General features: G+C 47.7%; 19 protein-coding genes. 9 read left to right on the top strand and 10 right to left on the bottom strand.

Translation table 11 applies throughout. The annotated features are described in order from the left end of the window. Positions 1-358 precede the first annotated feature (358 nt). Positions 359-1,399 (top strand): endonuclease/exonuclease/phosphatase family protein, encoded by a 1,041-nt coding sequence (locus BLS44_RS25650; protein WP_090393622.1) that lies wholly within the window; start codon positions 359-361, stop codon positions 1,397-1,399. Positions 1,400-1,637: 238 nt separating this feature from the next. Continuing rightward, the gene (gene gnd / locus BLS44_RS25645) at positions 1,638-3,095 is read left to right on the top strand and encodes a decarboxylating NADP(+)-dependent phosphogluconate dehydrogenase (RefSeq protein ID WP_090393621.1); all 1,458 of its coding nucleotides are present in this window, start codon (positions 1,638-1,640) and stop codon (positions 3,093-3,095) included. Between the two features lie 19 nt (positions 3,096-3,114). Here gnd and BLS44_RS25640 read toward each other — a convergent pair whose 3' ends face one another. The 3 genes from BLS44_RS25640 to BLS44_RS25630 form a co-directional block, all read right to left on the bottom strand. Next, positions 3,115-4,767, bottom strand: coding sequence for an amidohydrolase (locus tag BLS44_RS25640; protein WP_090393620.1), 1,653 nt, complete (start codon positions 4,765-4,767; stop codon positions 3,115-3,117). Positions 4,768-4,853: 86 nt separating this feature from the next. Then, the gene (locus BLS44_RS25635) at positions 4,854-5,372 is read right to left on the bottom strand and encodes a glutathione peroxidase (protein WP_090393619.1); all 519 of its coding nucleotides are present in this window, start codon (positions 5,370-5,372) and stop codon (positions 4,854-4,856) included. A gap of 67 nt (positions 5,373-5,439) precedes the next feature. Then, positions 5,440-6,141, bottom strand: a complete 702-nt coding sequence (locus BLS44_RS25630) for a ComF family protein (RefSeq protein WP_090393625.1) — start codon at positions 6,139-6,141, stop codon at positions 5,440-5,442. A gap of 126 nt (positions 6,142-6,267) precedes the next feature. Between BLS44_RS25630 and BLS44_RS25625 the strand changes: the two genes are divergently transcribed. Beyond that, complete coding sequence (locus tag BLS44_RS25625; RefSeq protein ID WP_143019939.1) at positions 6,268-6,930, top strand: helix-turn-helix transcriptional regulator; 663 nt, start codon at positions 6,268-6,270, stop codon at positions 6,928-6,930. A 102-nt stretch (positions 6,931-7,032) separates the two neighbouring features. Next, on the top strand, positions 7,033-9,852 hold the full coding sequence (locus tag BLS44_RS25620; protein WP_090393618.1) for a COG1470 family protein: 2,820 nt from the start codon (positions 7,033-7,035) through the stop codon (positions 9,850-9,852). Positions 9,853-9,857: 5 nt separating this feature from the next. On the opposite strand, the gene BLS44_RS25615 is transcribed toward BLS44_RS25620, so the two are convergent. The 4 genes from BLS44_RS25615 to radA form a co-directional block, all read right to left on the bottom strand. Next, complete coding sequence (locus tag BLS44_RS25615; RefSeq protein WP_090393617.1) at positions 9,858-11,237, bottom strand: hypothetical protein; 1,380 nt, start codon at positions 11,235-11,237, stop codon at positions 9,858-9,860. Next, complete coding sequence (locus BLS44_RS25610) at positions 11,224-12,033, bottom strand: fimbrial biogenesis chaperone (RefSeq protein WP_143019938.1); 810 nt, start codon at positions 12,031-12,033, stop codon at positions 11,224-11,226. The genes BLS44_RS25615 and BLS44_RS25610 overlap by 14 nt, the downstream gene beginning before the upstream one ends. 71 nt (positions 12,034-12,104) lie before the next feature. Then, entirely contained in the window at positions 12,105-12,629 is a 525-nt protein-coding gene (locus BLS44_RS25605) for a hypothetical protein (RefSeq protein WP_090393615.1), read from the bottom strand. 126 nt (positions 12,630-12,755) lie between these two features. Then, positions 12,756-14,141 carry a DNA repair protein RadA gene (gene radA, locus BLS44_RS25600; protein ID WP_090393614.1) on the bottom strand — a complete coding sequence of 462 codons (1,386 nt, stop codon included), beginning with the start codon at positions 14,139-14,141 and terminating at the stop codon, positions 12,756-12,758. 410 nt (positions 14,142-14,551) lie between these two features. Between radA and BLS44_RS25595 the strand changes: the two genes are divergently transcribed. Continuing rightward, positions 14,552-15,238, top strand: coding sequence for a zinc metallopeptidase (locus BLS44_RS25595; RefSeq protein WP_176954559.1), 687 nt, complete (start codon positions 14,552-14,554; stop codon positions 15,236-15,238). A gap of 354 nt (positions 15,239-15,592) precedes the next feature. Then, the gene (locus tag BLS44_RS25590; RefSeq protein WP_090393613.1) at positions 15,593-16,459 is read left to right on the top strand and encodes an AraC family transcriptional regulator; all 867 of its coding nucleotides are present in this window, start codon (positions 15,593-15,595) and stop codon (positions 16,457-16,459) included. A 31-nt stretch (positions 16,460-16,490) separates the two neighbouring features. Here the strand turns inward: BLS44_RS25590 and BLS44_RS25585 are convergent, their stop codons facing one another. Together BLS44_RS25585 and BLS44_RS25580 are read right to left on the bottom strand one after the other, a co-directional pair. Then, positions 16,491-17,918, bottom strand: a complete 1,428-nt coding sequence (locus BLS44_RS25585; protein ID WP_090393612.1) for a BatD family protein — start codon at positions 17,916-17,918, stop codon at positions 16,491-16,493. A 93-nt stretch (positions 17,919-18,011) separates the two neighbouring features. Next, positions 18,012-18,710, bottom strand: a complete 699-nt coding sequence (locus BLS44_RS25580; RefSeq protein ID WP_090393611.1) for an SDR family oxidoreductase — start codon at positions 18,708-18,710, stop codon at positions 18,012-18,014. Positions 18,711-18,896: 186 nt separating this feature from the next. On the opposite strand from BLS44_RS25580, the gene BLS44_RS25575 reads away from it, so the two are divergent. Further along, positions 18,897-19,922, top strand: coding sequence for a beta-ketoacyl synthase chain length factor (locus BLS44_RS25575; protein ID WP_090393610.1), 1,026 nt, complete (start codon positions 18,897-18,899; stop codon positions 19,920-19,922). Between the two features lie 35 nt (positions 19,923-19,957). Further along, positions 19,958-20,530 (top strand): hypothetical protein, encoded by a 573-nt coding sequence (locus BLS44_RS25570; RefSeq protein ID WP_090393609.1) that lies wholly within the window; start codon positions 19,958-19,960, stop codon positions 20,528-20,530. A gap of 10 nt (positions 20,531-20,540) precedes the next feature. Here BLS44_RS25570 and BLS44_RS25565 read toward each other — a convergent pair whose 3' ends face one another. After that, positions 20,541-21,164 (bottom strand): hypothetical protein, encoded by a 624-nt coding sequence (locus BLS44_RS25565; RefSeq protein ID WP_143019937.1) that lies wholly within the window; start codon positions 21,162-21,164, stop codon positions 20,541-20,543. Positions 21,165-21,312: 148 nt separating this feature from the next. On the opposite strand from BLS44_RS25565, the gene BLS44_RS26875 reads away from it, so the two are divergent. After that, positions 21,313-21,524 (top strand): hypothetical protein (locus tag BLS44_RS26875; protein WP_218127822.1); only part of this gene is annotated, 212 nt, incomplete at its 3' end.

Raw genomic sequence — 21,524 nt, 5'->3', positions numbered from 1 at the left:
TATCGAAGAAAATATCGCTCACTGATTACACAGACTTCCACAGAAGAATCCCAAAAATCGGTGCACATCTGCAAAATCGGTGAGAAAAGAAACGAGGAACAACTATCGAAGACGCCATCCCTCACGGATTACGCGGATTTCCACAGAAGGATTTAAAAAATCTGTGCACATCTGCGGAATCAGTGAGAAAAAGAAACGAAGAACAATTATCGAAGACGCCATCCCTCACGGATTACACGGATTTCCACAGAAGAATTCCAAAAATCTGTGCACATCTGTGAGAAAAAAAACATTTTATACTAATATCTGAAAAACACCCGGACCCAACGTCCCCCATCCACATTTAACCTGAAATAATATGAAAAAGAACCTATTGCTGATATTCATCAACATTTTCTGCATCAGCGCTTCTGCACAGCCCCGGCAATACAAAACTGCAATCATTGCTTTTTACAATCTTGAGAACTTTTACGACACCATTTTTCATGGAAGACAAGATGATGAAACCTTTACGCCCGGAGGTCTGAAAACCTATACCAGCGCTGTTTTTAAGGAAAAGGCTGACCACCTGGCAACGGTCATTTCCCGGATCGGCGCCGATATCAATCCCGATGGTCCCGCCCTCCTGGGTGTATCAGAGATTGAGAACAGTACTGTACTGGACGCCCTGGCGCAGCATCCCCTCCTGGCCGGTCGCCGTTACCGGTATGCACATTATGATTCAAAAGATGCCCGTGGCATCGATGTGGCATTGTTCTATAACCCCCGGTATTTCCGTTTATTAAAAAGCAGGCCGCTCTATGTAAACATTCCTGAGGGGGCAAAAGAATCCGGTTATACACGCGATATCCTGTGGGTAACCGGTCGGATGGATGGCGAGAAGGTCCATGTGTTCGTAAACCATTGGCCCAGCCGCTATGGTGGCGAAAAAAGATCAGCGCCCGCCCGGATGGCTGCCGCTCTTACCATCCGGCGCTTCATAGACACCCTGATCGCATACGATCCCATGACCAAAATCATCGTAATGGGCGACTTCAATGATGAGCCGGTCAGCAACAGCATCGTGAAAGGGCTAAAAACCACCGACCGTGCCGGAGCTATAAAAATGGGGGAACTATATAATCCCTGGGTATCCCTTTATAAAAACGGAACCGGTACACTTGCTTATCAAAACGCCTGGAGCCTTTTTGACCAGATCCTGATCTCGGAGGGTTTTATAGACAAACACCAGCCCGGCTTTTTCTTTTATAAAAACGCCGTCTTCAAAAAAAATGAGTTGCTCGAAAACATAGGCCCTTATAAAGGATACCCGCTACGGAGTTATACGGGCGATATATACAGGGGAGGGTATAGCGATCATTTTCCCGTCATGATGGTCCTGCTAAAAAATTTGCCGTAAGCCTGTGTACCCTTCTGCCCGGATTGCCTGCAGGAAAAGCTCAGATACGGGGCTCCTATGCGGATCTTTTCCGATGCAGTGCTTAAAAAAGTATCATAAAAGCAGGCGGTTAATTGTAAATTTTATAATTATACCCGATATCACCGGCAAGGAATTGGATTTAACCGCCCATCGGATTAAATTTGGAGGTTTATATCATATAAAATATTTTTAGTTTATACATTAATCTCGCGTAATTATGAATGAAGTATCTGACATAGGCGTCATTGGCCTGGCGGTAATGGGTGAAAACCTGATCCTGAACATGGAAAGCAAGGGCTTTCATGTAAGCGCTTACAACCGCTCTGTTGATAAAGTGGAACATTTTGTAAACGGCAGGGCAAAAGGCAAAAATATTTACGGAGCAAAATCGATCGAAGACCTGGTAAGCTCGTTAAAGTCCCCCAGAAAAGTGATGCTGATGGTAAAAGCCGGCAAGCCGGTGGATGACTTCATCGATCTGCTGATCCCGCATTTAAATAAAGGGGATATCATTATTGATGGTGGTAATTCCCATTTTCCTGATACTGAGCGCCGGGTAAAATATGTAGAGAGCAAAGGCCTCTATTTTATCGGCACCGGTGTTTCCGGTGGTGAAGAAGGCGCCTTACTGGGGCCCTCTATCATGCCGGGTGGCTCCAAAGAGGCCTGGCCTGCGGTAAAGCCCATCTTCCAGGGTATTGCGGCTAAAGTAGCCGACGGTACTCCCTGCTGCGACTGGGTGGGTACAGGTGGTGCCGGCCATTTTGTAAAGATGGTACATAATGGGATCGAGTACGGCGATATGCAGCTGATCAATGAGATCTACCATATCATGAAAAATGTGCTGGGTATGTCGGCCGGCGAAATGCATGAAGTATTCAAGGAGTGGAACGAAGGAGAGCTGGACAGCTACCTGATCGAAATCACCCGGGATATCCTGGCCTATAAAGAAGCGGATGGTACACCCATCATCGACCGGATCCTGGATACCGCCGGACAAAAAGGGACCGGTAAGTGGACCGGAACCGTAGCACTGGAACTGGGAGTTCCGCTGACATTGATCACAGAGTCTGTGTTTGCCCGTTGCCTTTCAGCATTAAAAGACGAGCGTGTAGCAGCTTCTAAGGTGCTGACAGCTGGCCCCACACCTGCCTTCGATGGCGACAAAAAAGCCTTTATCGATCATTTAAGAGATGCACTGTATGCCGCAAAAGTTATTTCCTATGCACAGGGCTACCAGATGATGAAGGCGGCTGCAAAAGAATATAACTGGGAACTGAGTTATGGCAACATCGCCCTGATGTGGAGAGGCGGATGCATCATCCGCTCCCGTTTCCTGGGCAATATCAAAGAAGCGTTTGATAAAAATCCGGACCTGGCCAACCTGTTGCTGGATCCGTATTTTGCAGAAAAGATACAGGCCTGCCAGAATGGGTTAAGACAGGTAACATCCACAGCCATACAAAACGGGATACCCGTACCCTGCCTGAACGCAGCGATCAGCTTTTATGATGGCTATCGCACGGAACGCCTGCCGGCAAACCTGCTGCAGGCACAGCGCGACTATTTTGGTGCCCATACTTACGAAAGAACAGATCAACCCCGCGGACAGTTCTTCCATACCAACTGGACCGGAAGAGGTGGGGATACTGCTTCTACTACGTACGACGTGTAGCAGCCCAGCCCTGTTAGGTTTAAAAATCTAACAGGGCTTTTTTCTTTTCAAACACCTTCTCCCCTCCTGAATAGGTCTTCAACACCTCTGTTTTTAATAATTCCGCTGCCGGGGCCTGCATCAAATCGCGATCCAGCACTACAAAATCAGCCAGTTTTCCTGGTTCCAGGCTTCCTTTCTCCTGCTCCTCAAATGCTGCACGGGCCGCCCAGATCGTCATTCCCCGCAATGCCTGTTCCCTTGTCAACGCATTTTCTATCCGGAACCCCGATGCGGGGAACCCGGTTGCATCCTTTCTGATTACAGCTGCATAAAATGTTTTCAACGGCGAAATATCCTCCACCGGGAAATCAGTACCCAGCGGTATCCAGCCGTTTTGCTTCAGCAACTGCAAATAGGCATACGCCCCCTTTAAACGCTCCGCTCCCAGCCTGCTGCCGGCCCAGTACATATCCGATGTGGCATGGGTTGGTTGCACAGAGGGTATGATATTGTAATCTCCAAAAAAATGAAAATCGTGTTCATTGATGACCTGCGCGTGTTCAATGCGCCAGCGCTGATCATTCTTACCCTTCAGGTACTTTGCGTAAGTTTCCAGTATGGTGCGATTGGCGCTGTCTCCAATGGCATGCGTGCACATTTGCCAGCCCCGGGCGGAAATAAAACGGGCCACCGAATCAAAATGCTCCGGGCTGCTCAGTAAAAATCCCCTCCAACCGGCTTTATCGGAATAATCGTGCAGGAGACAGGCGCCCCTCGATCCCAGCGCACCATCTGAAAAGATCTTAAATCCCCGCACATGCATCCGGTCGGTCTTAATGATCCCCCGCTTCAGCAGGTAATCATAATTCTGTTTTGCATCGCTCAGCATTACATACAACCGCATTTTCAGGTCACCATTCTTCTGCATGGCCTCCATATTTTCCACCATGTCATAGCTGAGCCCGCAATCGTGGATCGATGTCAGCCCCTGTTCAAAGCAGTTGGCTTCAGCCCGTTGAAGCGCGGCCTTCAGCATCTCAAACGAAGGCTCCGGGATCCTGGATGCCACTTTATCCATGGCGTTATCGATCAGGATGCCGGTAAGCACACCATTCTTTATCTGGTATTCGCCTCCGGCGATGGTATCCCCCGCTTTTACGCCCGCCAGTTCCAGCGCCTTGCTATTGGCAACGGCCGCATGCCCGTCGATCCGCACCAGGTATACCGGCCGGTTCGGGTACATTTTATTAAGCTCCTCGTTGGTAGGAAACTCTTTCACATCCCAGTCGTTCTGATCCCAGCCCCGCCCGATGATCCAGCCACTGGTATCGCCGGTCTTATAACCGTTGAAACGATGTAGTATATCCGCCCAACGGGATGTTCCTGTCAGGTCCAATTCGGAAAGCCCTTTTGCATAACCTGCAAAATGTGCATGCGCATCTATAAAACCCGGGTAAATGAATTTTCCGGAGGCATCAAGCTGTTCTTTACAGGTATATTGTTTTTCCAGGTCACTTTTGGTACCCAGCGCAACGATCCTGCCATCTTTAACAACCATGGCCTCCGCCTTGCTAAAAGAGGTATCCACAGTGTAAATAGTTCCGTTGAATACCAGCAGATCTGCTGCTCTTTTCGTGCTACAGGCGATCATACATACATTTATAACAACAATAAGGGCCAGCTTACGCATAAATTATTTTATAGCGAATATAAAAAAATAGCCCCTTTTAATAGGGGCCATTAATTGCTTGTTGCCGGAAAAAATATATAGAAAACTTAGTTCAGGTATTTTAAAAGATCTTCACTCATGGGTTCTACCTTCGAGGGAAACACGGCAATCAGTGCGCCCTTCTCATCCAACAAAAACTTTGTAAAATTCCATTTGATCGGATCCTTTATTCCTTTTTTCTCCGCTTCAGCAATTAAATACTTATAAATAGGTGCCATATCTTTTCCCTGGACAGAAACCTTGCCGGCCATTGGAAAACTGACACCATAATTTTTCTTACAGAATTCAGCAATTTCGTCATTGCTGCCGGGCTCCTGGGATTTAAAGTTGTTGGCAGGGAAGCCTACGATCACCAGCTTGTCCTTATACTTTTTATACAACTCCTCCAGCCCTTCGTACTGATGGGTGTACCCGCATTTGCTGGCCGTATTTACAACCAGGATCTTTTTCCCTTTAAAATCCCTGAAATTAATGGAACCACCGGTAAGCCCATCCACCTTAAAATCATAAATGGAACCTGCGGCGATCCCCGCTGTCAGTACCAACATCATTAAAAATACTTTCATATATGCGATTTATCTATTAAAGGTAACCGGTTTTTTTTATTCTTTGCTGTTAAACAGCATCCCGGGATCAGTCACTGGCAAAACAGAGAACGGCAATACTCAACTTTACACCCGGAATCCTTAATAAGACGCTGCCACAGGCCTCCAGCGTTGCACCCGTTGTTACCACGTCATCCACCAGCAGCAGGTGCCGGTTTGCGGCCGGCGTATCGTCGGGAACGCTGAATTTCCCCTGCATATTGTTCCAACGATCGATCCGGTTCTTTTTGGTTTGGGTCGCCGTTGCTTTGCTCCTGTAAACCAGCCTGGTACAAACCGGCCGGCCTATTACCGCAGCAATGCCGCTGCATAAGATCCCGGCCTGGTTATACCCCCTTTCCCGCTCCCGCGTAATGAACAAAGGCATTGGCACAAGCAGATCGACCGTGCTGAAACGCGGCGATCTTTTTAATGCAGCACCCAGTGTTACTCCCAGCTGATGTGCCAGTTCCCTGTTTCCTCCGTATTTTACCTGGTGCAGGATATGCTGCATGGGCGACTGTTTTGAAAAATAATAGTGTGCACAGGCTGCTTCGACCCGGAGCCTACCCGCAAAAATTTTTTCAACAGGATTATCAGCATGATCTTCAAAACCGGTAGCCGGCAATTCATATAAACAGGACAAACAAAGCGCGCTGCTTTGCGGCAATGCATCGCTGCCGCATCCTGCACATACATGCGGGTAAAAAAGATGGGAAAACGCTCCCCAAAAGCGCTGCAAGGTATTCATGAGTATTAGCTTATTTTCAAATATACTCATAGCCGCATACAAAACCAAATTTTTATGCGTAGCTTTGATTGTTCATTTAACCACAATTAAACTTTTTATTTAGCCGTTATGATGTGGACGGCATGAATGAAAATTATGGTTTCGCCCTCTGCCTCTGTTATCGATACGATAATCGTATCGGACGATATTTGTTTTACGGAGCCCTTAACTGCCTTTCTGAAGCAAAGCCCTGCTTTCTGCTTCAGGATCCAGCGTATAACGGCTCCCGATGACCCTTTTTTGCACACTCCCGGCATATCCCCCCTGCATTCCTTGCTGATCTTATTTGCTGCAGATCTTACCCGCCCGGAAAGTTTGTCTGTGGTTACCGCCCTATCCCGGTCTTTTCCCGGGTGCCGGATTGTGACCTTTGGCGAGGCGGGAGACCTTGGCCTCCTGCTGAAATATATCCGGGCAGGGGTACGCGGGTTTATTCCCGGCTCTTTTTCCGCCAAGGCTTTTAATGAAGCATTGGTAAAAATAATAGAAGGCGATGCATTTATAAGTACTGCCGTCACCCGTAAGATATTCGACTACCTGAACCACAACATTGAGCTGGCAGACAAGCTAACCTTCCGGCAGCGGCAAATTATGGAGGGGATCCTGGAAGGGCTCAGTTACAAGCTTATTGCACACAAATACAAGATCTCTATCGATACGGTAAGGGAACACATCAAAAACATATACAAGATATTCCGGATCAACAGCAAGGCTGAGCTGATTGCGTTGCTCCGGTTTCACTATCTCTAATCACATCTTTATGTGGTCCGATAACCGGTAAAAAAGGCAGGCGACCGCGTACATTTGCTCCTGTATTAAGACCTCTTACCACTATTACTGCTTATTGTTTACGTGCGTACTATTTTCTTTATCCTGGGTGTTATAAGCAGCCTGTTTGCTACAGCGCAGCAGGGAGGTATAAGCTATGGATTCCGGTATGATACGGTTGCGATCCGCGCCGGAACAACCTTTTCCAACAGCCTCTGGATCGAGAATAACAGCACTGCAATTGTTACGCTTGTTCAGTTGCATACCTCAGCAGATATCAGCGGCCTGCTGAACCTGCCGGACAGTATCGTGCTGCAAGCCGGCGAAAAAAAATGGTTTCCACTCAAATACTTTGCCGACGGACGTACTGTACACAGCAATTTTCAGCAGTTTCCCGTTATGCTTACAACGGCACAAAAAGGCATTATGGTACAAAGCAGGGCTTTCTTTATTGCTCACCTGCAACAAATACAGGGACTGGTAGTGGATACAGATGAGCCGGAGATCTATCTTAGCCAGGTCAGCCGGCAAACCAGCATTTTCATCCGCTGTTATAATAATGGACTGATACCGATCCGTTTTCACCTGGAATTAAGCAATATCCCTGAAGGACTGGAATTTACCGGCAATACGACCGAGCTGACGCTTGCACCCGGGCAGCAGCAAACCATTGTATTCACCGCCATCAATAAGTCTCGAGGCCGCACCGCTACCGATTTCCAGGTCATGATCCGCGCTCTTGATAAAACCGGCACCCAGCTTGCCATAAAGAATCTCCGGATGATGAGTATGAGCAGCGACAAGCGGCTGGGCCTGAACCAGTCTTCTTTTTCACAAAGTCCGCCCAATACCGTCGGGCTGCGATACCTGTATGTAAACCAGGGGCTCTCCGCCTACCAGTTGCAGGGAAACGGATCGTTCTTCCTGGCCGACAGCCAGCAACTCCGCTACCAGCTGAATGCAGATTATATAAACAGCCCGGTACAGAAAGGATTCAATCTGTATGATACCTATATCGACTATCAATCCCGTAAATGGGGGTTGAGGGCCGGAACAATCTATGAACTGCTCGACTTTAACCTGAATGGACGAGGAATTAAAGCCCGCTTAAAAACAGGTCGCAGCCGATCACTCAATTTATACGGAATTGATAACAATTATATGTTATACAACGGCGTCGGCTACAGCCCCCAAAACCAGGGTAGCACTTTTGCCCTTGTATACCAAGATCAGTCCGCTCCCGAAAGAAACAAAACCTTCACCTTATTACGGAACTCCAATACCTGGAGCCAGATCAATACCTCGCTGCTGTCCGGAACCATCACCTTACCAATCAGCGAAAAAACCTATGTTGCGGCCGAAGGCGGCTACAGCCTCCTGGACATAAAAAATGCCGGCTCCCGCCGGGGGGGCGCCGCCGGGGTAAAGTTCGTTCATAACAGCCGGCGCCTAAGGGTTTACAGCTACAACTATTATTCAACGCCTTACTACGGAGGATTAAGAAGGGGGCTGTTTCAGCTGGACAACAATATTGCGCTTGTTCTTGGCAGGAGCAACACCCTTTCTGCAACTATACGCCTGCTGCATAACACCCCCGGGCAGCTTTCCAATTTTGGCAACGCGTATCTTTCTGCTGCAAACAAGTATGGGAATAACACCTATGAAATCGGCTACGGCGCCCGGATTGGAAGCCTGAACTTTTCTTTCAGGCCCTATTATTTTACACAGCATATCCGAATGCAGGCGGGTAACGAAAACTGGAAATCGGCCTCCCTTCGCGGAAAACTAAACCTGAACTATGCCTATGCAGCACACACAGTTTTCCTGGAAGCGGACAATGGCTATACCTTTCAAAATACCTCCCGCAGGCCGCAGGCGCCTTTTTTATCCTCACGCATCAATGCCTCTTACAGGGGCCAGGTACTTGGCTTTTCAGCATTTGCACAGTTTAACAGCTACTATTTAACCGATGCCCTGGCGCTTCAGCTGGAGCGGCCAAAATATACGTTTCTATCCCTTGGGCCCATCGCAACTTTTTCGCTTTTTCAACAGCGCGTATCTTTAAATTCCGGGGCTACTTATAATTATTCCGGCTACAATCATGGATCCAATTACGCAGTAAACGGCAACCTTCGCTGGCATCTGAAACATAACTGGACCGTTACCGCCGACGTACTTTACGGCGTCAGTGCACAATCAATGGCCTATAATGTTGCCCGTGGATCCGACGCCAGCTATGACCCCGGCGACCCTACCCTGCAATACCGTTACAGCAGCAGGCAGCTTCGGTTTGGAATAGAAAAAGGTTTTCATAATAAGAACCGTTTGCAGGAACGGAAACTGGAACTCTTCTTTTATGCAGATCTTAATGCCAATGACCACTACGATGAAGGAGAACCCGTTGCCCCGGGAGTACAGGTACGTATCGACGGCACCATAGCAATCACCAACAGGAAGGGGCTTGTAAAATTTACCGGCGAAAAAAATAAAAGCTACGCCATTTCCATCCTGAATAATAAAAACTGGAGCCTGCTGAAAGACATTGAAATGATACTGAGAAAAAACAGCCGGATCGAAGTAGCGCTTGTAAAAACGGAATTGCTCACCGGCAAGCTGGTTTATGTGGCCGATAAGTACGCAGATGCACCACCGCCACCTGCCGGTATGCGGGTAAAAGCAGTGTCAGCAAGTGGCTCCATGTTTACGACCCTTATCGATGAACAGGGGTTTTTTCATCTTTATCTACCCGAAGACCAGTATACCCTTTCTGTAGAAGCCGGGGCATTGGGCTTCACCATGCTCCAGGGCAATCAATTGGTACAGGTACAACAGCAGCACCGCAAAACAATTGAATTGAAGTATACCTACCAGGGCCGGAAAATTGAGGTCACCCGGTTTAATTAAACCGGTCAATGTGCCGTTAACGTATAAATAACACTGGCCGTATAAGTACCTGCGGGTTTATTGATAAGATAGTGTGTTTGGGAAGACGGTATCCGGTAACGGATATTCAAAAACCGGTCCACTACCGGAGGGGCGCCACTCACCAACAACTGATCGGTTGTGGAAAGGGCATTGATGGTGTTGACCACCGATTGGCCTTCAACCAGGCCCAGCTCCAGTATACTTACCGGAAATGAGACCCCTGAGTTGGTTTGGCCAGTGCCGGAAAAATCAGCAGTTTGCGTCCTTACACTAATATCATACGGTGTTGTTTTGCTCACCTGTAAATGATTGGGAATATCCAGCGCTACTCCGTTTTTATAATCTGCTGCGGTTTGAAACAGCAGGGTTACACCGGTAGTTGACACATTCAGTTCAGAAAGATCATTTACCGTAACGGTCAGGTTCAGTGTTTTACTATAAGTATTGGACGGATAGCTGGCATTGGCCCCTTGCAGGGTAACCTTAGTGGTATAGTTGCCTTTGTTCATAAAGCCCGCAATAAGATCTGAGGGACTGATAAAAAACCGTACATTGAAATTGGTCTTATTGCCCATAGGCACCGGCACATCGGCAGCCAGTGGCTGGCTGGTGGTGCTTAGCCGCAATGTGGTAGCTCCTGTCTGCACCTGTATTTTTCCCACGGAGGTTTGCGGGTCCGTTACAGCGTCGTTTTCAAAACCCAGCGGCTCTGTATTTGCTACCAGGCCCAGTTGTAGTGGTATCGTATGCTGTAGCTGAAGTGCGTTGTTGTATTCAAGTATTGTATTCCGGAAGTATTTAAGCTCATTCACCAGTAGCGCTATATCCACCGGGGCCACGCGCTCCTTCATCAACGGATCCACCACAACAGTAAGGGTAACGGATGCGGGGGTAACTGCGGCTCCAAGGCTAAGAATTTCGTATAGCGAGAAGGCCAATGTATTGGAATAGGTTCCGGCCTGCCAGGCGGTGGCAGCAAGATCGGGGGCCTCATATTTTACCGTAAAAGGTCCGCCGCTAAGCAGTAGTAACGACAAAAGATTGCTCGTTATTGATCGCGCGGTTGTCGTATTAAGCGTAACCGTGGTACCAATCGCCGTTCCTTTGATATAGGTGGCGGTAAATTTTGTCAAAGGAATAGCCGGGCCTGAAGCAGGATTCAGATCCCCATTACCTTTCACCATAATATTGGTCAGCAATCCCAGTATACCCGGGTTATAATTGTAACCACCCGGTGTTGCACTGGCCGATCCGGCTGTTAATGCGGCTTCATTAATGGTCAGCTGGGCATTTTGAGCCCGGGCCTCCGTATACCAGACGAGCAGGATCAGCCAGAAAGACCGGAGCAACTTATTCTTCCACATGGATATTTTTTTCTGCAACTTTCAGTTCATATTCTGCACCCGCGTCCAGTATGGCCACCGCCAGATAATCGCCGGGGGGCAGCTTTCCCAACGGGCAATAAACAACCTGATCGCTTTGGGGCGCAATCGCTATCGGCACCGGCGCCGGCCTTATCTCCGCTCCTGTTTGCTTATTCGTTAGTTCAAACCGGATAAATCCATCTTTATGTACCCGCCCCGTGTTTTGATATTTTACCACCAGCCGGTGTGCCATACTATCCTTTATATACCATGGCTCATAGTTAAACGCCAAGAATTGAAACGTTCCTTTTTCTGCTGCCTGCGGTGTGTAAAACAGCTGGATCCCAAACTCCATGCTCACCCGGATACCGATGCCGGGTTTGCCCGTTGCGTCCGCAGGCGGCGCATTAACCTGGGTAAAAAACAACATACTGTTGCTGGCCGTTTTTTGCGTATCCGCGGGGGGAATCCGCAGATTAACGGTATAGGTCTTTTTTTCACCAGGTGTCACTATAAAACTGGTCTGGGGCAGACTGATACTTTTTGCATTGGAATGCGGCAGGCTGTTGGCCGGAAAATAATGTTTGATGCCCAATGAATCCCGGTTCCAGTCCTTAAGACTTAACAGGAACTCATATGGCTGGCCGGTTGTATTCGCTATCGTAATGGTTTCACTTACGGTTTCGCCCGGCGCCCCTTTAAAAAAAAGACGCATGGGCGAAAAAGAGATCTGCTGCGCCTGCAAATGGCAGCAAAAAAGAAGGCTTAAGAGGAGGCAGAAGGGGCGCTGGCTCATGGAGACTTGAACTATTTAAAATAGTAAAGCAGGGATTTTTGAAAAATCCCTGCTTTGGAGGCGGTAAAAAATTAAATCGCTGTTGCGGTAAACACAATAGTTGCGGTATAGGTGGTTTTTGCAGCGGTCAACAGTGATGCATTTTGCGGGATCTTGTATTGCACATCAAAACCCTGATCAAGCGTAGCCGGGGAATTGGAAACAAGGGTGGTTTCACTCGCTTTTACGGGTGTTATCTCTGCTCCAAAACTTGGGGCTCCGGTGGTACGTGCCGCCAGCCTTAGGATACTCAAATCCAGGGCGGTGCCGGTGCCGGGCACAAAATCGGTAGTCCCGTTTACCGTTATATTGTAGGCCTTGGTGCTGGTAACCCGGAGCTGGTCGGTAATTTCCTGGGTTTGGTCGGCGTTGTAATGGGCCGCCGTGTTATAGGTAAAGTTTACCACATTGGCGCCTGCTGGTGTCGTTGGAGACACCCCGATTACATCCGCTAAAGTTACATTAACCGCTACAGTGCGTATTTGGGCCTGTGCAGTGCTGATCATGCAAACGGCAAAAGCTGCCAGCACGATCCTTTTTTTGGTTGTCTTGTGCATTCGTACAATTTTTTTAGAGGAAAAAAAGTCAATTAAAAAGCAGAATAGTTTCCTATTTCAATTGCAAAATTGAATGAAATATTTCCCACTAAAAAATTTGATGTATCACATAATGATGTGAAACACTTAAAAAAGGTACTCATATACCTCCTCTACCCGGCCCATGCGGATGACCTCGATCTGGAACCGGCTGGTATCTTTCAGCGACTGGTTGTATTTGGAAACAATGATCTTTTCAAAACCCAGCTTTTCAGCTTCTGCAATACGCTGGTCGATCTTGTTCACGGCACGTATCTCACCACTCAGCCCTACTTCGCCCGCAAAGCAGATGGTTTGGGCAAGGGGAACATCTTCATAGGAGGAAAGCAGGGAGCAAAGCACAGCCAGGTCAATGGAAGGATCCTCTACCTTGATCCCGCCTGCAATGTTCAGAAACACATCCTTAACCCCAAAGTGGAACCCGCCCCGCTTTTCCAGCACCGCCAGTAACAACTGAAGCCGGCGCAGATCGAAACCGGTGGCCGTTCGTTGGGGAGTACCATAAACGGATTGCGTTACCAGCGACTGTACCTCGATCAGCAAAGGCCGCACACCTTCTATTGTTGCAGCAATAGCGATGCCGCTCAACTGCTCCTCTTTTTGAGTGATCAGTATTTCAGAGGGGTTCAGCACCCCCCGCATTCCCCGGTCCGTCATTTCATAGATCCCCAACTCAGAGGTACTCCCAAACCGGTTCTTTAACGTACGTAAAATACGGTAGGCATAATGACGGTCGCCTTCAAACTGCAATACCACATCTACCATGTGCTCAAGGACCTTTGGCCCGGCAATACTTCCTTCCTTGGTAATATGGCCAATCAGGAAAACAGGCGTATGGGTTTCTTTGGCATACCGCTGCAATTCCGAAGTGCATTCCCTGATCTGCGATATACTTCCGGGCGAGGCGTCTATGACAGGCGACTGCAATGTTTGTACCGAATCCACGATCACCAGTTGCGGTTTCAGTTTTTTTATCTCCTGGAAAATGGTTTGCGTGGAGGTTTCGGTGAGCAGGTAAAACTGCTCGTTGATCTTTTCAGCAACTCCGGCTGTCAACCGGTCTGCACGCATCTTGATCTGCTGTTCGCTTTCCTCGCCGCTTATATATAAAACTTTTGTATCGGTAAACAGCAGGCCACACTGTAAAAACAACGTGCTCTTTCCGATACCGGGCTCTCCCGCAACCAAAATGATGCTTCCGTTTACAATACCGCCCCCCAGCACCCTGTTCAGTTCCACATCACGGGTTACCATACGTTCTTCCTCCTGGCTGACCACTTCATGAAGCGACACTGTTTTATTACCACGTTTTACCGCGCCTGTATAGTTATTCCAGTCCGTTTTATCAGACCCCTTATCGATCACTTCCTCAACAAATGTATTCCACTGGGCACAAGAAGGACACTGTCCCAGCCACTTAACACTTTCATGCCCGCAATGCTGACAAAAAAAAGATTTCTTAACCTTAGCCATGGAGTAAAGATAACAGATTCGAGAATTGAGAATTGAGAATCAAGACCGATAAACGGAAGGGAAATGGAACCGGCACCATATTTTTTTATGCCAACAGGTATCTTCAAAAGTAAAAAGGCCAATCTTTCGACTGACCTTAATACTTACTAACCCATTAAATTCTGATACTAAGGTACAAATCTGGCTTAGAAATAAAAAATCAAATTCACCGGCCGGGAGGTTAACAAATTAAAAACTGATGAAATTTCAGGGTCAATAAAATATTCAATTCGCTGATTATAAGTCACTTAATAAAAAAACAATATTTAAAATATCCTTAAAAAAACTTATCTACATGACAAAAAGTCGGTCCCATCCTTTATCTTGCTATTGGACAGAGATTTGCAGGATAGATAAAAAAATCAAGAAACATGACACCAGGAATTATGATGGTATCGCTGCTATTCATGGGTATCAGCATGGTAGTATCGATGATTTTAAAGAGTAAATTCACCCGTTACAGCAAAGTTCCCCTGTCTACAGGGTTAAGCGGAAAAGAAATAGCCGAAAAAATGCTCCGGGAAAACGGGATCTACGATGTCCAGGTAACTTCTGTGCAGGGTTTTTTGAGTGATCACTATGATCCGGCGAAAAAAACGGTAAACCTGAGCCCGGAGGTCTATGAAGGACGTACAGTAGCAGCAGCGGCCGTAGCGGCCCACGAATGTGGTCATGCAGTACAGCATGCTACGCAATACGCCCCGCTCCAGATGCGCAGCAAGCTGGTACCGGCCGTACAATTCAGTTCCACTATTGTAAACTGGGTGCTTTTGGCGGGTCTGGTAATGGCCGCTTCCGGCAGTTATACCCTGTTACTGGCCGGTATTATCTTAATGGCCATTACGGTTCTGTTCTCCCTGATCACGCTGCCGGTGGAGTTTGACGCCAGCAAGAGGGCCCTGGCGTGGTTAAATCATACAAACGTTACAGACAGCAGGGAATACCCCATGGCAAAAGATGCCTTAAAATGGGCGGCAACCACTTACGTAGTGGCAGCTCTGGCCGCCGTGGTGATGCTGCTGCAATATATTTCCATATTTATGGGTCGACGTGATTAAAACAATGCCCCAAAGATAACCGGGCCAGAAACGGCGCCCGGGCCAATACTTTTTTAACGCAATACTGAACTCTTTTAGTATTGCTTTTTTTATGCGCCTGTCTTCCGCTCCTTTCCCTGCGGCAACGGCGTTACCGCAGGGCCCGCCCTCGCCGGTACCGGCTTTACAATGGTATCTTCCCCATCCTTAAAGCGGAAAAGAAATCCTGCCACCCATCAAAACCCGGGGCAGCCAATCACTATTTCAAGAGAGCACTTCGACAACGATTGCGTAGTTTTTTTTTAGCAGCATTTATAAACTTCTAATTTTATGTTCTTGCTTGTAACAACAATTGTTTGACAAATCCATATAACCATGAGGCCGCAATTGCTTAAAGTTTCTAATGAGCCGCAGCGTTCTTTCAGCGTACGGCAGGATCTGGTTCCGCATATCAATAATAAATGGCATATGCATTCGGAGCTGGAGCTGATCCACATTAAAAGCGGGGAAGGTACCCAGTTTATCGGAGACAGCATCAGGCGGTTCCGGAGTGGGGACGTGATCCTGGTTGGTTCACATCTGCCGCATTACTGGAAATTTGATGCCTCTTTTTTTGAGGAGGTACCCAGCCGCATCACGGACGTACGGGTAGCCCATTTTAGCGAAACTTTTTTAGGCGGACAATTTCTGCAACTGCCGGAGAACAGTGGCATCCGCAATTTGCTGGAGCGATCGCGCAGGGGGTTGCAGGTTTTTGGAAAAGCCAGCCATGAAGTAGCCGCTATCCTGGAAAAGCTGCTGACCATTGAAGGCAGCCAGCGGATCATACTGATGCTGGAGGCATTGGCGATCTTATCAGAAGAAAAAAAATGTGTACAGTTGTCATCCATAGGATTTAAACCGGATGGCGTTACCACCGACAATGAACGGATACAGGCTGTTTTTGATTATTCTATAAAAAATTTCAAACGCAAAATAAAGCTGGAAGAGATCGCAGACATCGCCAATATCAGCCCCAATTCATTTTGCCGTTTTTTTAAATCCCGGACCCGGAAAACCTATTCCCAGTTCCTGATCGAATTAAGAGTAGGATATGCCTGCAAACTGTTGATCGAAACCAACCAATGCCTGAAACGGCTGTGCTTTGAAAGCGGCTTTAATAATTTTACCAGCTTTCATAAATATTTTAAGATCATTACCGGCAAAAGCCCGATGGTGTACCAGAGGGAGTTTACTGCCTGAGCTTTTTTTGAAGCGATACCGGAGCCAGGCATTACAGTTTATGCAGCACGGCTTTTGTTTTTTCCAGCATCTTTACCCTGTCATGGTCCATACCCCCCGCAGAATAAATATTCATTTCAATTTCCGTTAGCGTATTAAACACTTCGTTCTGAAGCGGTTCCGGAACATTCCGGAAGGTCATATTCTCCTTTAATGCGGCTTTATTAAACAACGCCGCCGAAACCTGGTAGCGCTGCTCAAAGAACTGCAGCATCCCCTGTTTCAGCTGGCTGTAAAAGGAGCTGCCTGCCTTGGAAACGGCATTTTCTGCCGGTTGCAGGAGCAGCTCCACGCTCACTTCCGGTTGCGGAACAGCCGGGCCGGCAACTGTAACGGGCGTGGCACCGGCCGCAGGGGAATGTTTTTCCTGCCTGCCTGCCTTTGCAACCGGACCTTTCTTCCTTGACCGGCGCACCAGCAATAATACAAGCAATAAAAGCGCCACAATACCCAGTCCTACCAGCAGTGCTCCAAAATTATCGTTGCGCTCCGCCGCCGTGTTTACCGGGCCGCTGCCCCGCCGGGCGGCCCCGGGCTCTCTCGAATAAAAAGTAACAGGCGGATTATTAATCGTGTTGTAACGGTTCTGTTTTGCATCAAAATAGGAGAACCGGATGGGCATAATGGTATAAGAGCCCACCTTACCGGTAGTAAAGGGAATGGTAAAGGTTTTGCTCCCCGGCCCTGTTCTGTTGTTTCGGTCGTATTGCTCCTGCACATTGGCAGGATAAACAACAATCTCTTTTGGCCATTCCACAGCCGGCTGTGTTACCTGGCTAAAATCGCCGGCTCCTGTAATGGAGATCTGCAGTGTTCCCCGTTCACCTGGTGTAAAGTTGATCTTTGAAAGGTGGATATTCATTTTAAAATCCCCAACGGCACCGTTGTATACAGGGGTAGGGGCATTGGCCGGGGCATTGTTTACGTTAATAGCGATGGGCACCGAAGAAATGGTCATCCGGTATTCCCCGTTTTTTAAAGGAATGTTTTCATCTATACCATCCAGTATAGCGGAGCGGTTGCCGGTGCCATCGCTCAGTTTGATCCGGTTACTGATCACCATGGGGTCCAGTTCCAGCTTCCCCGCCTCCAGTGGGGTCAGCTGTACTTTACGGATGGTATGTACATCAAAGCTTTCCCCGTTAACCGTTTCCCGGCTTACCATTCCATCGCCGGGGCTGATCAGGTCCCGGAACTCGAAACCTGTGAAAGCCGGATCTTTTACGACCTCAGAAACCGATTCCAGCGAAGAATACAGTTTATAGGTTACAATGATGGGCTCTCCCACATAGCAATTGGTTTTATTGGCGTATACATTCAGATAAATACTGCTCCTTAACCTTGCCTCCAGTACATTCCGCTGGGCCATCATTATTACTGAAGCCAGCAGCAAAAGCGTCAATAAACCAAACCGTTTCATGTATATTTTTAGTATGTGGCCCCCTTACGGGACTCTTTTTAGTGTTTATACAGCGGAGCGGAAAATGTATACGGGCCGTATACTGCCCCGGCTTTATAAATCGCCCAATTGCGGCCTTAAGATAATACTTTCTACGCAAGCAGCATCGGATAATCGTGTGGCCGTTTCTATAAGAACTGCGATATCCGCTGCTTCCATGATCCTTTTTTCACTATTATCAAAATCACCCCAGGAAGCCGTCTTTACGGCTCCGGGAAACAGGGCCGCAACCTTTATTCCATGTGGCTTCAATTCTTCCCGGAGATTCTGGCTAAACCCGTTCAGGGCAAATTTGCTGATACTGTAAGCCCCGCCACCGGGATAAGCCTGTAACCCTGCCACCGAGCAGATATTAAATATAAAGCCCCGCCTTTTTTCCTTCATGGCCGGCAGGATGGTCCGGGTAAGATGATAGGCGCTGTAAAGATTTGTGGCCATCTGGCTTTCCAGCGCTCCATCTGGCTCATCGGTCACATTCCCGGGCTCAAAGAGCCCCGCATTATTTACCAGTATATCCGGTGTTCCATGTCCTAATGCCCAGTTACCGAGTGCGATAGCCTGTTCTTTAACGGAAAGGTCGAATGCCTTTGCCCGAAAAGCGGCATCCGGGTATTGGGTCTGAAGGGTTTCCAGCGCCTGGTAAAGCCGTACTTCATTTCTTGAGGTGATCCATACCTGGTTTCCTTTTTTTGCAAAAATTTCCGCAACCGCAAACCCGATCCCCTGCGAAGCGCCGGTAATTAAAATATTCATACACTATCTTATTAACCCTGCGAAGTACGTATAATTTTTTTTATGATTTCGTTAAAGAAGCGGCCAGCCTTCAGAAGTGAGCGATCTGAGGTTTGATCTGAGAATTGAGCATTCAGATATCCGTGTCAGGCTGACGGCTGACCGCTAATAGTTAAGTTTACCTATCTTAGCCCCAAAAATAGATCTGTGTACATTCATCAGCAGTTTTGTATTTCGCCGCAGCATACGGTTGAGCCGGTAAACCTGGGTGAGTTGATCTCCTCCGCCGCCGGCAAAATGGTTGCGCTGGAACCCTTGCTGGAAGGCGTTCCCCCCGGCATGTTGCGCAGAATGAGTAAGGCCGTACGCATGGGCATCGGGGCCGGATTGCCTTTACTGAAAGCATCCACGCCGGATGGCATCATCATCGGAACGGCAAACGGAGGTATGGAAGACTGCATCAAATTCCTGAACCAGATCATCGATTATGAAGAAGGAATGCTGACCCCCGGCAACTTTGTTCAAAGCACCCCCAATGCCATCGCCGGGCAATTAAGCCTCATCACAAAAAACCGCAATTATAACGCCACGCATGTGCACCTGGGACTGGCTTTTGAAAATACACTGCTGGATGCAAAGATGTTTTTGAATGACCACCCCGGGCGTGTTTACCTGGCAGGGGCTGTAGACGAGATATCCACCTACAATTATAATATTGACCGGCTGGCTGGCTGGTATGATCCCGCATTAACAAGCGAAGCGCTTTTCAATACCGATCATGCAGCCACCATTGCGGGGGAAGGAGCCGCCCTGTTTTTATTAAGCGGCATGCCCGATGGCGCCCTTGCCCGGATTGAGGCCCTGGAAACATTGCATACCACAGATCCGCAATACGTGGAAAACCGGTTTGAACAGCTGCTCGCGATATACCCTGTTACCCCCAATACCTTGCTATTATCCGGAGATAACGGAGACAACCGCTACCGCTTTTTTTATGACAACCTGGAAACACTGGTTCCTTTAACCGCTGTACTCCGGTTTAAACACATGACAGGGGAGTACCCCACAGCAACCTCTTTTGCCACATGGCTGGCAACGTACCTCCTGCAAAAACAGGATGTGCCGGCGGTTCTTTTAAAGAAAGGAACAGTGCCTGAAAACATTGACCGGGTGATCATCTACAACCAGTATCACGGAAAACAACATAGCTTCCTGGTAATTTCAAAACAATAAATCCCACTCATTTTTTAACCTTAAATAAACCATTTATGAGACTTTCTTTTTTATTCATACTGTTGTGTATCACCACAGCCGGGTATTCTCAAAAGATCAAAACAACCAAAGGAGATGTAGCCCCTCTTAAAGATCAGACAAGCGTTCATATCGAATTCAGCTACGAGGGATTAAGGGTGGGAAAGTTTAAAAACGAAGCCGATTATATTGCCAAGAAAACGGAAGAATATAATAAGAAGGAAGCCGGCAAAGGCGATAAATGGGCCGAGTCCTGGCAGAACGATAAAGCACGCGCCTATGAACCACAGTTCCTGGAGCAGTTCCTTGAAAAATCAAAACTGAAAAACGAGAAGGACGCTAAATACACGTTGATCTTTAACACTACGTTTATTGAACCGGGATTCAATGTAGGCGCCTGGAGAAAGAATGCTTATATTGATGCCACTGTTACCATTGTTGAAACTGCCAACCGGGGCAATGTTATTGCGGTACTATCTGTGGATAATGCACCGGGACGGGATGCAATGGGCGTTGATTTTGATACCAGCTGGAGAATTTCTGAAGCCTACGCCAAAGCAGGAAAATCATTGTCGAAGTATCTATGGTAGTCCGCGCCTGCTATCTGGCTTCATTCCTTATTTTTTTTGAAAGTACATAGGCAAACCTTATATCCAAAGAGGGATAAAAGAAGCCGGGAGAAGGATGCCGCACTGTAGTATAGGAACCTTCATTATTATAATAAATAGTGCTGTACTGAACCTCAGCAACAGCATATCCCAGCCCTGCATGCGTATTCTGCAGCCATTTTCTGCCAATATTATGCTGCATTCCCCAATGTACATTTATGAGCGATGCACCGGTATAATAATCCGTGTCGAAAGGGGCCACCAGCTTCGCTTTTATGTCAATATAACTGGCGGCATTCAATGACGTGTTCCTGCCCTTACTTGCCCGCTTTGCACTATTGTAATAAAACCGGGGATTGATACCGAGGCAGAGTGCCGGCGTCTCATATTTACTGCTTGCAAAGACATAGTAGAATCTGTCATCTGCAATTTCATAATTCCCGCCTATGCCTGTATTTACATCGATGGTAAACCGGGATGCTAATTTAGCTTCGTATCCAAAGCCGGTACCACCGGGGCCCGCCTCTATCTTTGCCTGGCTCCGTGTTGCAGGCTGTTGCGCACCAGCCGTTGCCAATAAAAAGCCACCTCCCATAGTCAATAAAATTTTTCTCATTTGTTAGAGCCTGTTTAAATTTTATTGATGGAATTTATTATGAAGCTATTTTGGAGCGAAACAAGGAAAATTTTGCAGGCATAGCAGGCCACTATGGCGAAAAATTTAACGCAGTTGCAGCCCAAAACAGCCATAATAAAGCCATTGAATGAATTTTAAGCAGGCTCTTAGTCTCCGTCCTGTATTGCGCGTAAAAATATCACTTCAATACAGAAGACAATGTTTTCCATTTGCCGGTGTTGCATCCAGGCCAGGTAGCGGGGCTAAGTTTTTGATACAGCTTTATCCCAATACCGCATCCGCAGCGGCTTCGCCGGTGTTGATAGCGCCTTCCATAAACCCCTGCCAGTCGGCCAGGTG

Source organism: Niabella drilacis, from assembly GCF_900101395.1.
In the GTDB taxonomy this organism is placed as follows: domain Bacteria; phylum Bacteroidota; class Bacteroidia; order Chitinophagales; family Chitinophagaceae; genus Niabella; species Niabella drilacis.
This window is presented reverse-complemented; position numbering and strand designations above follow the sequence as displayed.